11 protein-coding genes and 1 pseudogene are annotated in these 14408 nt (G+C 70.0%); 7 read left to right on the top strand and 5 right to left on the bottom strand.

What is annotated here, in order from left to right; translation table 11 throughout:
* Nucleotides 1-239: 239 nt before the first annotated feature.
* From WH07_RS06900 to WH07_RS40920, 6 genes are all read left to right on the top strand, one after another.
* Entirely contained in the window at nucleotides 240-2951 is a 2712-nt protein-coding gene (locus WH07_RS06900) for a bifunctional SulP family inorganic anion transporter/carbonic anhydrase (protein ID WP_106409520.1), read from the top strand.
* A gap of 205 nt (nucleotides 2952-3156) precedes the next feature.
* On the top strand, nucleotides 3157-5112 hold the full coding sequence (gene acs / locus WH07_RS06895; RefSeq protein ID WP_046496576.1) for an acetate--CoA ligase: 1956 nt from the start codon (nucleotides 3157-3159) through the stop codon (nucleotides 5110-5112).
* A gap of 272 nt (nucleotides 5113-5384) precedes the next feature.
* A complete protein-coding gene (nhaA, locus tag WH07_RS06890) occupies nucleotides 5385-6782 on the top strand; it encodes a Na+/H+ antiporter NhaA (RefSeq protein WP_198533737.1) in 1398 nt (465 codons plus the stop codon).
* Nucleotides 6783-6827: 45 nt separating this feature from the next.
* Entirely contained in the window at nucleotides 6828-7322 is a 495-nt protein-coding gene (locus WH07_RS06885) for a phage holin family protein (RefSeq protein WP_079023005.1), read from the top strand.
* Nucleotides 7319-8245: an alpha/beta fold hydrolase gene (locus WH07_RS06880; protein ID WP_046496574.1), complete on the top strand. Its 927-nt coding sequence runs from the start codon at nucleotides 7319-7321 to the stop codon at nucleotides 8243-8245. Before WH07_RS06885 ends, WH07_RS06880 begins: the two co-directional genes overlap by 4 nt.
* A 199-nt stretch (nucleotides 8246-8444) precedes the next feature.
* Nucleotides 8445-8624 carry a hypothetical protein gene (locus tag WH07_RS40920; RefSeq protein WP_079023004.1) on the top strand — a complete coding sequence of 60 codons (180 nt, stop codon included), beginning with the start codon at nucleotides 8445-8447 and terminating at the stop codon, nucleotides 8622-8624.
* Between the two features lie 137 nt (nucleotides 8625-8761).
* Here WH07_RS40920 and WH07_RS06875 read toward each other — a convergent pair whose 3' ends face one another.
* From WH07_RS06875 to nth, 3 genes are all read right to left on the bottom strand, one after another.
* Nucleotides 8762-9961, bottom strand: coding sequence for a MarP family serine protease (locus tag WH07_RS06875; protein WP_046496572.1), 1200 nt, complete (start codon nucleotides 9959-9961; stop codon nucleotides 8762-8764).
* 207 nt (nucleotides 9962-10168) lie between these two features.
* Complete coding sequence (locus WH07_RS06870; RefSeq protein ID WP_046496569.1) at nucleotides 10169-10873, bottom strand: NUDIX hydrolase; 705 nt, start codon at nucleotides 10871-10873, stop codon at nucleotides 10169-10171.
* Nucleotides 10874-11121: 248 nt separating this feature from the next.
* Nucleotides 11122-12123 carry an endonuclease III gene (gene nth, locus WH07_RS06865; RefSeq protein WP_079023003.1) on the bottom strand — a complete coding sequence of 334 codons (1002 nt, stop codon included), beginning with the start codon at nucleotides 12121-12123 and terminating at the stop codon, nucleotides 11122-11124.
* Between the two features lie 284 nt (nucleotides 12124-12407).
* Between nth and WH07_RS06860 the strand changes: the two genes are divergently transcribed.
* On the top strand, nucleotides 12408-13082 hold the full coding sequence (locus WH07_RS06860) for a Crp/Fnr family transcriptional regulator (protein ID WP_015034542.1): 675 nt from the start codon (nucleotides 12408-12410) through the stop codon (nucleotides 13080-13082).
* A gap of 200 nt (nucleotides 13083-13282) precedes the next feature.
* On the opposite strand, the gene WH07_RS06855 is transcribed toward WH07_RS06860, so the two are convergent.
* Nucleotides 13283-14113 carry an MBL fold metallo-hydrolase gene (locus WH07_RS06855; RefSeq protein ID WP_046496565.1) on the bottom strand — a complete coding sequence of 277 codons (831 nt, stop codon included), beginning with the start codon at nucleotides 14111-14113 and terminating at the stop codon, nucleotides 13283-13285.
* A pseudogene (locus tag WH07_RS40915) lies at nucleotides 14110-14408 on the bottom strand (hypothetical protein); the annotation flags it as partial. The gene WH07_RS06855 and the pseudogene WH07_RS40915, both read right to left, overlap by 4 nt.

Here is a 14408-nt window from a genome sequence, read left to right as displayed (position 1 = left end):
GAGCGTGGACACCGTCGCATCGGGGCCGACGAGACGAAGAAACGACAAGCCGTACAAAATCACTAATCACCGATATCGGTGAATGGTTGCACCATTTGCCCGGAAAATCCTGCCGCAATCTTTACTCTCCATTACGATCCGTTTACCAAGAGTTGAGCTGCGCATTCCGCTGCTGCACGCCGTGCCTCACGGCCGCGCCCATGCCCGCGACCGCGCCGCCCCCGGAGGAGACGGAGAACATGTCCAGTTGCGTCAGCACCCGTACCGATCACGCCTCGCAGACGAGCCGCACCACGGCCAGATCCCGATTTCGCCGGATCTCACGCTTCGGGAGACCCCACAGCCCGCCTCCGGGCGGGCGCCGCTTCCGGATCGCCGGGGCGGATCTGTCCGCCTCGATCTCCGTCTTCCTGATCGCGCTGCCGCTCTCCCTGGGCATCGCGCTCGCCACCGGCGCACCGCTCCAGGCCGGTCTGGTCGCGGCCGCGGTCGGCGGGCTGGTCGTCGGCCGGCTGGGCGGCGCACCGCTCCAGGTCAGCGGGCCCGCGGCCGGACTCACCGTCGTGACGGCCGATCTGATCCAGCGTTACGGCTGGCGCACCACCTGCGCCATCACCATCGGCGCCGGGCTCGCGCAACTCGCCCTCTCGGCGCTGCGGGTGGCCCGGTCGGCGCTGGCGGTCAGCCCGGCGATCGTGCACGGCATGCTCGCGGGCATCGGCGTCACCATCGCCCTCGCCCAGCTCCATATCGTGCTCGGCGGTTCGCCCCAGAGCTCGGCCGTCGCCAATGTGCTGGGGCTGCCCGCCCAGTTGGCCAATCTGCATCCGGGCGCGTTGTCCGTGAGTGCCCTGACCATCGCGGTGCTGCTCGTGTGGCCGCGGATTCCGGGCCGCGTGGGCCGGATCGTACGGAAGGTTCCGGCCGCGCTCGCCACAGTGGCCGTGGCGACGACCGCGGCCGCCCTGGCCGGGCTCAGTCTGGAGCGCGTCGATCTGCCCTCCTGGCGGAGCCACGCCATGCCCGAACTGCCCGAGGGGCCGGTGCTGGGGCTGCTCGCGGCCGTACTCACCGTCACGATCGTCGGAAGCGTCGAGTCGCTGCTCTCCGCTGTCGCCGTGGACAAGCTGGTGGCCGGACGCAAGGCACCGCGCGTCCATATCCCGCCGGCCCGTCTTGACCGGGAGCTGGCCGGTCAGGGCGCGGGCAATGTCGTATCCGGCGCGCTCGGCGGACTGCCCATCACCGGGGTCGCCGTGCGCAGCGCCGCCAATGTGGCGGCCGGGAGCGTCAGCAGGAATTCGACCATGCTGCACGGCCTGTGGATCGCGGTCGCGGCCCTGCTGCTGGTGCCCGTGCTCGATCTGATCCCGCTGGCAGCCCTGGCGGCGCTGGTGATGTTCGTCGGAATCCAGATGGTGAACCTCACGCACATGCGGAACGTGCGGCGGAACCGCGAGCTGCTGGTGTACGTGGCGACGCTGGCCGCGGTCGTGTTCACCGGTGTGCTGGAAGGCGTGGTCATCGGGATCGCGGTGGCGGTCGCGCTGTCGCTGCACCGCCTGACCAGGACGCGGATCACGACGGAGGAGCAGAGCGGTGTGCACCGTATCCATGCGCGCGGGCAGTTGACGTTCCTCGCCGTGCCGAGGCTCAGCCGGATGCTGCAACAGGTGCCGGACGGAGCGGACTGTGTCATCGAGCTGGACGGGTCCTTCATGGACCACGCGGCGCATGAGGCTCTGTACGACTGGCGGGCCGCGCATATCGCCCGGGGCGGTACGGCCGAGTTCACCGGCGGCGCGGGGGCGCGGCTCGAACCCGCCGTCGAGTTCCATGCCTGCTGCCGGCCCTGGACGTCCTGGCGCAACCACCACTGCGGCCGGCATCCCACGGATGAGCACGCAGCGTCGGAGCAGACAGCCGCCGCGAGGTCCAAGGAGCCCAGCTACGCCGGGGTGGGGGAAGCGGGGCAGGAGCACGCGGCCAACGGCCGGACCGGAGGCGGGGCTTCGGCCGACTTCCGGCCGCGCCACGACCAGCCCGACGGCGCCGAGCCCAATGCCACCGGGGCCAACGCTGCCGGGGCCAACGCTGCCGAGGTCAACGCCATCGAGGCCAGTAGCACTGTCAATGGCGTTGGATCCGGCGGCGATCCGTGGGACGAGACCCACCGGCCCGGTCAAGCCCAGTCGGACGGGCAGGAAGGAGCTGGGGGCCAGGGCCGTACGCCGGGCATCCGTCAACTGGCCAGCGGGCTCAGCTCTTTCCAGAGAAACACGGCCCCGCTCATGCGCGACGAACTGGCGCGGCTGGCGCGGGAGGGCCAGCAGCCCTCGCAGCTCTTCCTCACCTGCGCCGACTCGCGGCTGGTCACCAGCATGATCACATCAAGCGGCCCGGGCGACCTCTTCACCGTACGGAACGTCGGCAATCTGGTGCCGCTGCCGGGAACGGACGGCGGGGGTACGGACGACTCGGTGGCCGCGGCGATCGAGTACGCGGTCGACGTGCTGCGGGTGGACTCCATCACCATCTGCGGGCACTCGGGGTGCGGTGCGATGCAGGCCCTGCTCAACGCGCCCGCCGACGCGGACGACGGGCCTCCGACACCCCTGCGGCGCTGGCTGCGCCATGGGCTGCCCAGCCTGGAGCGGATGAGAAGCCCGCATCACTCCTGGGCCCGGATCGCCGGACGGCTGCCGGCCGACGCGGTCGAGCAGCTCTGTCTCACCAATGTGGTCCAGCAGCTGGAGCATCTGCGGGCCCAGGAATCGGTGGCCCGGAGGCTGGCCGAGGGCACCTTGGAGCTGCACGGTATGTACTTCCATGTCGGCGAGGCCCAGGCCTATCTCCTGGCGGACGGCATCGGCACCGGCCTCGGCGGCGGAGCGGGCGAAGAGGTGTTCAACCGGGTGACCCCGACCACGCTGGAGGAGTCGCGCGCCTGAACCCGGCCCCTGCCCCATCCGTGAGAGTGTGTGGCCCCCTTCCTCATTTGTTCCGGGAGGGGGCCGCCCAGCACCGTACGGAACGCCGCAGCGGGGCAGGCGCCGCATAGGTCTAAACCAATTTCCGGAACACCCTTGTCACCCGGGCATCCGCCTGATGAGCTAGGCCCGGGACACATAGGACGCCCTGGGAAAGGGAGATGTCGTGAGCAACGAAAGCCTGGCCAATCTGCTCAAGGAGGAGCGGCGGTTCGCGCCGCCGGCCGAGCTGGCCGCGCACGCCAATGTGACGGCGGAGGCGTACGAGCGGGCCGAGGCGGACAGGCTTGGCTTCTGGGCCGAGCAGGCGAGGCGGCTCACCTGGGTCACCGAGCCGACCGAGACGCTGGACTGGTCGAACCCGCCGTTCGCGAAGTGGTTCGCGGACGGCGAGCTGAATGTCGCGTACAACTGCGTCGACCGCCATGTGGAGGCCGGCCACGGCGACCGGGTCGCGATCCATTTCGAGGGCGAGCCGGGCGACAGCCGCGCGATCACCTACGCGGAGCTGAAGGACGAGGTGTCCCGCGCCGCCAACGCCCTCACCGAGCTGGGGGTGCGCAAGGGCGACCGGGTCGCGGTCTATCTGCCGATGATCCCCGAGGCCGCCGTCGCGATGCTGGCCTGCGCGCGGATCGGGGCAGCGCACTCCGTGGTCTTCGGCGGCTTCTCCGCCGAAGCGGTCGCCTCCCGTATCCAGGACGCCGACGCCAAGCTGGTGATCACCGCCGACGGCGGCTACCGCCGGGGCAAGCCGAGCGCGCTCAAGCCCGCCATCGACGAGGCCGTGACCAGGTGTCCGCAGGTCGAGCATGTGCTGGTGGTACGGCGTACGGGCCAGGACACCGCCTTTGACGACACCCGTGATGTGTGGTGGCACGACATCGTGGGCCGCCAGTCCGCGGAGCACACCCCGGAGGCGTTCGGCGCGGAGCACCCGCTGTTCATCCTCTACACCTCGGGCACGACGGGTAAGCCGAAGGGCATTCTGCACACGTCGGGCGGCTATCTCACCCAGGCGTCCTACACCCACCACGCCGTCTTCGACCTCAAGCCGGAGTCGGACGTGTACTGGTGCACCGCCGACATCGGCTGGGTGACCGGCCACTCGTACATCGTCTACGGGCCGCTGGCCAACGGCGCCACCCAGGTCATGTACGAGGGCACGCCCGACACCCCGCACCAGGGCCGCTTCTGGGAGATCGTCCAGAAGTACGGGGTCACGATCCTCTACACGGCGCCGACGGCGATCCGTACGTTCATGAAGTGGGGCGACGACATCCCCGCCAAGTTCGATCTGACCTCCCTGCGCGTCCTGGGGTCGGTCGGCGAGCCGATCAACCCCGAGGCCTGGATCTGGTACCGGGAGAACATCGGCGCGGGCAAGACCCCGATCGTGGACACCTGGTGGCAGACCGAGACCGGCGCCATGATGATTTCGCCGCTTCCCGGGGTCACCGAGACCAAGCCCGGCTCGGCGCAGCGGGCCCTTCCCGGTATCTCCGCGACCGTCGTCGACGACGAGGCCAATGAGGTGCCGGACGGGGGCGGCGGCTATCTGGTCCTGACCGAGCCGTGGCCCTCCATGCTCCGTACGATCTGGGGCGACGACCAGCGGTTCATCGACACCTACTGGTCGCGCTTCGAGGGCAAGTACTTCGCCGGGGACGGCGCCAAGAAGGACGACGACGGCGACATCTGGCTGCTGGGCCGGGTCGACGACGTCATGCTGGTCTCCGGCCACAACATCTCGACCACCGAGGTCGAGTCCGCGCTGGTCTCCCACCCCAAGGTCGCCGAGGCCGCCGTGGTCGGCGCGGCCGACGAGACCACCGGTCAGGCCATCGTGGCGTTTGTGATCCTGCGCGGCAGCGCGACCGTCGACGACGGTCTTGTCGCCGAACTCCGCAACCATGTCAGCACCGCGCTCGGCCCGATCGCCAAGCCGAAGCGGATCCTGCCGGTCGCGGAGCTGCCCAAGACGCGCTCCGGCAAGATCATGCGACGGCTGCTGCGCGATGTCGCCGAGAACCGCCAGCTCGGGGATGTCACCACCCTCACCGACTCCTCCGTCATGGAGCTGATCCAGCGGCAGTTGCCCACCGCGGCGAGCGAGGACTGAGCGGCAGCGGCAGCGGTACGGCGGGGCACGCCCCCGCCACCACGGACAGGCATACGCAGAGCGGGGCGCCCGGCACACCCATCGTGCCGGGCGCCCCGCTCTGTGCCGTACCGCTCCGCGTGAAGATCATCCGATATGCATGCCGCGCACCCCGGGTAAGGTAGGAAGCGCGTCAACAACACAACAAGATTCTGGGTGCGCCGGGAAGTCTGGTCGGCATGCGATCCGTCATGTTCGCCGATCGCACAGAACCGACCCGGAGGTCGAGACCCGTGTCAGCGCCCACGCCCCCCACCCGCAAGTTCCTCGGACGCCTGTCGCTGCCCGAGCGGAACTATCTCGCGGACGCGCTGCGCGCCGAGACCGTCGGCGGTGTGATTCTGCTGGTCGCCGCCGTCGTCGCCCTGATCTGGGCGAACACCCCGCTGAGCGGCGGTTACGTATCCCTGAGCGAATTCCACTTCGGGCCCGCCGCCCTGGGCCTCGATCTCTCCGTACAGCACTGGGCTGCGGACGGTCTGCTGGCCGTCTTCTTCTTTGTCGCCGGTATCGAGCTGAAGCGTGAGCTGGTCGCGGGCGAACTGCGCGATCCCAAGGCCGCCGTGCTCCCCGTGATAGCGGCGCTCTCCGGCATGGCCGTACCCGCGCTGGTGTACGTGCTGGTCAACGTGGTCGGCGACGGGAACCTGGATGGCTGGGCCGTGCCCGTGGCCACCGACATCGCCTTCGCGCTGGCCGTTCTCGCGGTCATCGGCACCTCGCTCCCGTCCGCGCTGCGCGCCTTCCTCCTCACCCTCGCGGTCGTCGACGACCTCTTCGCGATCCTGATCATCGCGATCTTCTTCACCAGCGATCTGAACTTCGCGGCGCTCGGCGGCTCCGTCGTGGCCCTCGCCGTCTTCTGGCTGCTGCTGAGGAAGGGGGTGCGCGGCTGGTACGTGTACGTACCGCTGGCGCTGGTCGTCTGGGGCCTGATGTACAACAGCGGCGTCCACGCCACCATCGCCGGTGTCGCGATGGGCCTGATGCTGCGCTGCCACCGGAGGGAAGACGAGAAGCAGTCGCCGGGCGAGCGGATCGAGCATCTCGTACGGCCGGTCTCGGCGGGTCTGGCCGTACCGCTGTTCGCTCTCTTCTCGGCCGGTGTGCCCGTCTTCGGCGGCGCGCTCGGCGAAGTCTTCACCCAGCCGGAAACCCTCGGGATCGTCCTGGGACTGGTCGTCGGCAAGGCCGTCGGGATCTTCGGCGGCACTTGGCTGGCCGCCCGTTTCACCAGGGCGGAGCTGAACGACGACCTGGCCTGGCCGGATGTCCTGGCCCTCGCCTCGCTCGCCGGGATCGGCTTCACGGTCTCGCTGCTCATCGGCGAGCTGGCCTTCGCCACCGATCCGGTCCTCACCGACGAGGTGAAGACGGCCGTCCTGACCGGTTCGCTGATCGCCGCCGTCATATCCGGTGCTCTCCTCAAGATGCGGGTCCGCACCTACCGTGTGCTGTGCGAGGAGGAAGAACGTGACGAGGACCTCGACGGCATACCCGACATCTATGAGCAGGACGATCCGGCGTACCACCTGCGCATGGCGGCGCTGTACGAGGCGAAGGCCGCGGAGCACCGCAGGCTGGCGGAACACGCGGGGGCGGCGCGCGGCAACGGCAACAGTCCGGCATGATCGGACATCGGATCCGTAGCACAGAAGCGAGAAGAGGGAGTCACGATGAGCGACCCCGGCAAGCATGTCGCCGACGCTGTCCGGACCGGCACAGTGGTCGAGCCCGTCGGCACCGACCGCAGTATCGGTCAGTTGGTCGCCTCGGCGACCGCCGAGATGTCCGCGCTGGTGCACGATGAGATCGCCCTGGCCAAGGCCGAGATCCGACAGGACGTCAGGCGGGGCGCGATGGGCGGCGCCGCGATCAGCATCGCCGGTGTCTTCGCGCTGTTCTCGCTGCCGGTGCTGAGCTTCGCCGCCGCGTACGGGATCCACAATCTGGGGCTCGGGCTCGCCTGGTCGTTCCTGATCGTCGGCGGAGCGTTTCTGGTGCTCGCCGCGCTGGCCGCCGGGCTCGCCCTGCTGAAGTTCAAGAAGGTCAAGCCGCCGGAGAAGAGCATCGCTTCGGCGAAGCAGACCGCCGCGGTGCTGCAGAACGTCAAGCCGCATCCACGCGAGGTGGGGAAGCCCGTCAGGTCTGTGGCACGCTCGTCTGTATGACCGCCGCTGATTCGCCGGCCTCTGCCGTCCGTCTTCCTGGTCCCTGGACACATAGAGATGTGGCGGCCAATGGTGCCCGCTTCCATATCGCCGAGGTGGGCGAGGGGCCGCTGGTCCTGCTGCTGCACGGTTTTCCGCAGTTCTGGTGGACCTGGCGGCATCAGCTCACGGCGCTCGCGGACGCCGGCTACCGGGCGGTGGCCATGGATCTGCGCGGGGTGGGCGGCAGCGACCGTACGCCCAGGGGGTACGACCCCGCCAATCTGGCCCTCGACATCACCGGGGTGGTGCGCTCCCTCGGTGAGCCCGACGCCGCGCTCGTCGGGCATGATCTGGGCGGCTATCTCGCCTGGACCGCGGCCGTGATGCGGCCCAAGCTGGTGCGCAGGCTCGCGGTCTCCTCGATGCCCCATCCGCGGCGGTGGCGCTCGGCGATGCTGTCCGACTTCTCGCAGAGCCGGGCCGGTTCCTATATCTGGGGTTTCCAGCGCCCGTGGCTGCCGGAGCGTCAGCTTGTCGCGGACGACGCGGCGCTGGTGGGACGGCTGATCCGAGAGTGGTCCGGGCCCGGGCTGCCGGACGACGAGTCGATCGAGATCTACCGGCGCGCGATGACGATCCCGTCGACGGCGCACTGCTCGATCGAGCCGTACCGGTGGATGGTGCGGTCGATGGCGCGGCCCGACGGTATCCAGTTCAACCGGCGGATGAAGCGCGCGGTACGGGTGCCCACACTCCAGTTGCACGGGTCGCTGGATCCGGCCATGCGGACGCGCAGCACGGCGGGGTCGGCCGAATATGTGGAAGCGCCCTACCGCTGGAGGCTGTTCGATGGGCTGGGACACTTCCCGCACGAGGAGGATCCGGCGGCGTTCTCCTCGGAACTCATCAACTGGCTCCAGGACCCGGAACCGGATCGCTGACCATATAACCCGAATCACCGACCATCACCCGGACCGGTGATCCGAACGGCTGATCAGCAGGGCCGCACGGCGGCACCCCTGGACCGTTATGGTCCCCTGCTGAACGCTTGTCCTACGAACAGCCAATTGCCTCGCGCATAGGCCAATTGGCCCTCTCCCGTACGGTTACCGACCATGGGGCCCGGGCAGACGTCGGGGTATGGGCTGGACGCACGACTACGGTGACGCAGCACGCAACCGCCGCTCGGCCGCTGGGCCGATCCCCCACAAGAGGGGCGGCGCGGAAGGTCAGGGCCATGATCCACGGCTCGGCATTTCCCTGATTCTCCGCCGGAGGGCGCGCTGGGTCTCGGCCCGACTCCGCCACCAGCGCAGCTAGGCCCTGTCCGGCGGATCGTCGCGGGCCCGCGACGCCCGGCACCGGGCCGGTCCGGCGCCAGACCTGTAGTCCGGCGCCGGACCTGTCCGGCACCGGACTTGCGGCCTGCGGCTGCGACCGGGCTTGGAAGCCTCCGGCTACAGCGCGCACTGGTCGGTGTCGACCTGCTGGTTGGCGGTCCTGCCGAGCGCGATGTCGTCGCGGATCTCATCGGCCGTCAGGGCATAGCCGGTCTGCGGGTCGTCGAGCGACCTGGCGAAGATCACTCCGTACACCTTGCCCTCCGGGGTGAGCAGCGGACCGCCGGAGTTGCCCTGGCGTACGGTCGCGAACAGCGAGTAGACATCGCGCCGCACCTCGCCGCGCCGGTAGATGTCCGGCCCGTTGGCGTTGATACGGGCGCGGACACGCGCGGAGCGTACGTCGTACGCGCCGTTCTCCGGGAAGCCCGCGACGATCGCGCCGTCGCCGGTCACCGCGTCCGAGTCGGTGAACTGGAGCGGCGTGGCCGGCAGATCGGGCACGTCCAGTACGGCGATGTCGCGCCGCCAGTCGTAGAGGACGACCTTGGCGTCGTACAGCTTGCCCTCGCCGCCTATCTGGACGGTGGGCTCCTCCACGCCCCCGACCACATGCGCGTTGGTCATGACCCGGCGTTCGGCGAAGACGAAGCCGGAGCCTTCGAGGACCTTGCCGCAACTCGGCGCCGTACCGACGACCTTGACTATCGAACTCTGGGCGCGGGCCGCGACCGGGCTGCCCGCGAGCGCCGGGTCCGGGGGCCGGACCGCGGTGATCGGCTCATTGTCGAACGGGCTGAAGACCTGCGGGAAACCGTTCTGCGCGAGGACGGACGAGAAGTCCGTGAACCAGGTCGACGCCTGCGCGGGCACCACCCGGGAGACCCCGAGCAGCACCTTGGAGCTGCGGACCTCCTTGCCGAGCGTCGGCAGTGACGTACCCGCGAGGGCCGAGCCGATCAGCCAGGCGACCAGCAGCATGGCCACGACATTGACCAGCGCACCGCCGGTGGCGTCCAGGGCGCGGGCGGGCGACCAAACGATGTGCCTGCGCAGCTTGTTGCCGAGATGGGTGGTGAAGGCCTGGCCCACGGAGGCACAGACGATCACTATGACCACCGCCACCACGGCGGCCGTGGTGGAGACCTCGGAGTCGGCGGTGAGCCTGGCCCAGACCACGGGCAGCAGATAGACCGCGACAAGGCCGCCGCCGAGGAAGCCGATCACGGACAGGATGCCCACGACAAAGCCTTGGCGGTATCCGACGACCGCGAACCATACGGCGGCGAGCAGCAGCAGGATGTCCAGCACGTTCACCGTCAATTGCCTCGCTAGCCTCGCGGATACGTCTCGGTCGCCCGTCCAGGCCGGCGGTACGGGCCGCCGCCCGGCCGGTGGTGGTACGGCCCCCAGTCCCCGTCCGGTCGGCGGCCGGGCCCGGCGAGCCGTGGCGGAATCCGCCACGGTCACAGGGCCCGGAAAGGGTCACCGCCCCCGGAAGGGCACAGCATGAGGGCCAGACTGTCATGTGTGCCAGTCGAGTGGGACCTGCTTCGAGCGGTCCCACGGCCGCTCCCATCCCGCGAAATGCAGAATCCGGTCGATCACCCCGGCCGTAAAGCCCCATACCAGGGCAGAAGCCACCAGGAAGGCCGGGCCGTGATGCCCGCTGGGGTGGCGTGCGATCGCACGGTTGGCCGGGTCCGTGAGATCCGCCACGGGCACGGTGAAGACCCGGGCGGTCTCGGCGGGGTCGACCACGCCGACGGGGGTGGGGCTGCGCCACCAGCCGAGGACCGGTGTCACCACAAAACCGCTCACCGGGATGTAGAGCCTCGGCAGTACGCCGAAGAGCTGGACGCCCGACGGATCGAGGCCGGTCTCCTCCTCGGCCTCGCGCAGCGCCGCCCGCAGCGGTCCGGTCGTGGCGGGATCGCCGTCCTCGGGGTCGAGGGAGCCGCCGGGGAACGAGGGCTGTCCCGGATGCGAACGCAGACTGGTCGACCGCTCCATCAGCAGCAGCTCGGGACCCCGCGGGCCGTCTCCGAAGAGTATGAGCACGGCGGACTGCCGCCCGCGTCCGCTCGCCGGCGGCAGAAAGCGGCTGAGCTGCTCGGGCGCCACGGTCTGCGCGGCGCGCTCGACGGGTGCCAGCCACTCGGGCAGCCCGTCGGCGGTCACGGCGATCCCGGTCGCCGGATCGTCGTAGGTCTTGTCAGCTCGTGTCATAGGCACCCCTGTCGCTCAACGCCTTCCACCGGCCGGATCGTTCCGCCCGGGCGGCCTCGTACCGTAGTCCCCCGCGCGTACGCCGCACCGCCCGAACGGCGCCCGCCGGACACGGACCTCCGGATGCCGCCCGCCGTGGCGGCCCGTAAGGCGGGAACGGCTCGTAAGGCAGGCCTGGCGCGTAAGGGCAGGAGCGGCTCGTAAGGCAGGTGTCGCCGGTGACGCCGACGCGGCCTGTGACGCGCGTCTCATACGGCGCCCATCGGCGCGGCCGCCTTGCCCGGGTAGTCGGGGGGCGGGTTCAGCCGCTGGCCCGGATAGCCGCCCATCTCGTACTTGAGCAGCTTCCGCGCCTTCTCCGGGTCCGTCTCGCCCTCGCCGTACGACGGGCAGAGATGCGCGATCGGACAGGCACCGCAGGCCGGCTTGCGGGAGTGGCAGATACGGCGGCCGTGGAAGATCACCCGGTGCGAGAGCATGGTCCACTCGCTCTTGGGGAAGATGGCCGCGATCTCCGCCTCAACCTTCTCCGGATCCTCCTGCTCGGTCCACTTCCAGCGGCGGACCAGCCGGCCGAAGTGCGTGTCGACGGTGAGGCCGGGGACATCGAAGGCATTGCCCAGAACCACATTCGCCGTCTTGCGGCCCACGCCCGGCAGCGAAACGAGATCGGCCAGCCGGCCCGGGACCTCGCCGTCGAAGCGGTCGCGCAGCGCCGTGGACAGCCCTATCAGGGACTTCGCCTTGGCCCGGAAGAAGCCCGTGGGCCGGATGATCTCCTCCAGCTCCTCCGGCACGGCCGCGGCCATGTCCTCGGGCGTCGGGTACTTCGCGAAGACCGCGGGCGTGGTCTGGTTGACCCGGAGGTCGGTCGTCTGCGCGGACAGGACCGTGGCCACCAGCAGCTCGAACGGGTTCCGGAAGTCCAGCTCGGGATGGGCGTACGGATAGACCTCGGCCAGCTCACGGTTCATCCGGCGGGCGCGGCGGACCATGGCCAGTCGCGACTCGGGCTTGGCACCCGCGCCCCCGGCGCCCTTGGCACCCGCGGCCGGTCCCTTCGAGGTCTCCTTGCCCTGTGCGGGTTCTTTCGCGGAACCCTTCGCGGCCCCCGCACCCTTCACGGGACTCTTCGCGGAAGTCCTGGTGGATCCTTTTGTGGCTTTTTTCGGTTTCGCCGAGGGCTGTTCGCCCACAGCGGAATTTGGCTCCGCTGACACTCTTCCAGCCCCCTTGGCCTGCGCTGTCATCGGCGGATTCGACACTCGGCCAGCCTAAAGCCCCGCACTGACATCCGCCCCGGCCATGGCCGATCACCACCCGAATCGGCACAGCGGGCACCTGAACGTACGTACGTACGTCAAACTTGTGACTGATCGCATGGTTTCGGACAAGCGGAATCCGGCGGAGGGCCGTACGGCCCAGAGATGCCAAGCCACCCGAGAAGAAGCGGCACGTACGGCATCATGGGGACGACGGTTCCCGCGCAGGTGGGGACCACAGTTCCCTGAGCAGGTCGACAAGGAGAGAACACGTGGACGACGTTCTGCGGCGTGCCCCGCTCTTCGCGGCGCTCGATGACGAGCAGGCGGCAGAGCTGCGCGCCTCGATGAGTGAAGCGACGCTCGCGCGTGGTGACGCGCTCTTCCACGAGGGCGATCCCGGCGACCGGCTGTACGTGGTCACGGAGGGCAAGGTCAAGCTGCACCGCACCTCCCCCGACGGCCGCGAGAACATGCTGGCCGTGCTCGGCCCGGGCGAGCTGATCGGTGAGCTGTCCCTCTTCGACCCGGGCCCGCGCACCGCCACCGCGACCGCGCTCACCGAGGTCAAGCTGCTGGGCCTCGGCCACGGCGATCTCCAGCCCTGGCTGAACGCGCGCCCGGAGGTGGCCACAGCCCTGCTCCGCGCCGTCGCCCGGCGGCTGCGCAAGACCAATGACCAGATGTCCGACCTGGTCTTCTCCGATGTCCCTGGCCGGGTGGCGCGCGCGCTCCTCGATCTGTCGCGCCGCTTCGGTGTGCAGTCGGAGGAGGGCATCCATGTCGTCCACGACCTGACGCAGGAAGAGCTGGCCCAGCTTGTCGGTGCCTCCCGCGAGACGGTCAACAAGGCGCTCGCCGACTTCGCGCAGCGGGGGTGGCTGCGGCTGGAGGCGCGCGCGGTGATCCTGCTGGATGTGGAGCGGCTGGCGAAGCGCTCGCGCTGAGTCGCCTCGCGCCGAGTCGCCACGTAGAGGCAGTTCTGCTCGATTCGAAGGGTCTCCTCCGGCCGGAGGAGACCCTTCGGCGTTGCGACCGACCGAAACTGTCCGGTCCGACCCCGGTCCGACGATCGCGTAATCGCTTAGTCGCGCAGGAACTGACCGGAACCGCGCCCGGGTCAGCGCCGGATAGATATAGATAACGCCTAGATCAGCCCGTGCTCGCGCAGATACTGCAACTGCGCCCGTACGGAGAGTTCGGCGGCCGGCCAGAGCGAGCGGTCCACGGCCGCGTACACATGGGCGACCACTTCGGCGGGCGTACGGTAGCCGTTCTCCACGGCCGTCTCGATCTGCGCGAGCCGGCTGGCCCGGTGGGCGAGGTAGAACTCGATCGCGCCCTGGGCATCGTCCAGTACGGGTCCGTGCCCCGGCAGCACCGTACGGACCCCGTCGTCGACCGTCAGCGAGCGCAGTCGGCGCAGTGAGTCGAGATAGTCGCCGAGCCTGCCGTCCGGGTGGGCGACAAGCGTCGTACCGCGGCCGAGGACGGTGTCGCCGGTCAGCACCGCGCGGTCCGCGGGCAGATGGAAGCAGAGCGAGTCGGCGGTGTGGCCGGGGGTGGGGACGACCCGTAGCTCAAGACCGCCGGTGGTGACGACGTCCCCGGCCGCCAGCCCCTCGTCCCCCAGCCGCAGCGCCGGGTCCAGGGCCCGTACATGGGTGCGTGTCAGGGCGGCGAAGCGCGCCGCGCCGGCCGCGTGGTCCGGGTGCCCATGGGTGAGCAGAGTCAGCGTGATCCGCTTCCCGGCGTTCTCGGCGGCGGCGATGACCGCCTTGAGATGTACGTCGTCGAGCGGACCCGGGTCGATGACGACGGCCCGCTCGGAGTCCGGCTCCGAGACGATCCAGGTGTTGGTGCCGTCCAGGGTCATCGGGGAGGCGTTCGGGGCGAGGACATTGACGGCGCGCGCGGTCGCCGCGCCGGACAGCACCCCGCCGCGCGGCTGGCCGGGGAGGGCGGCGGCGTCGGTCATCGGGGGCCTCCGGTCGGGGTGTGGCCGCTGATCGGGTCCTGCGCGCTCAGGCCGGTGCTGGCGGATACGGCCGCACCGGCGGCGGATGTGTCGGCATCGGCGCCGGGTATCGCGGCATCGGGGGATACGGCGTCATCGGTGGCCATGGCATCGGTAGCCATGGCGTCGGAGGGTACGGCGTCGGAGGCACCTCCGGCATCCGACGCGGAGACACCCCCGGCATCCGGCCCGGGCTTCGGATCAGCCGCCTGCCCCGACTCCCGCTCCGGTCCGGACGCCTCCCCCGGCCCCCGCT

The organism is Streptomyces odonnellii (assembly GCF_000981895.1).
Taxonomy (GTDB): domain Bacteria; phylum Actinomycetota; class Actinomycetes; order Streptomycetales; family Streptomycetaceae; genus Streptomyces; species Streptomyces odonnellii.
The sequence above is the reverse complement of the archived record's forward strand: the minus strand, read 5'-3'. Positions and strand labels throughout refer to the sequence as shown.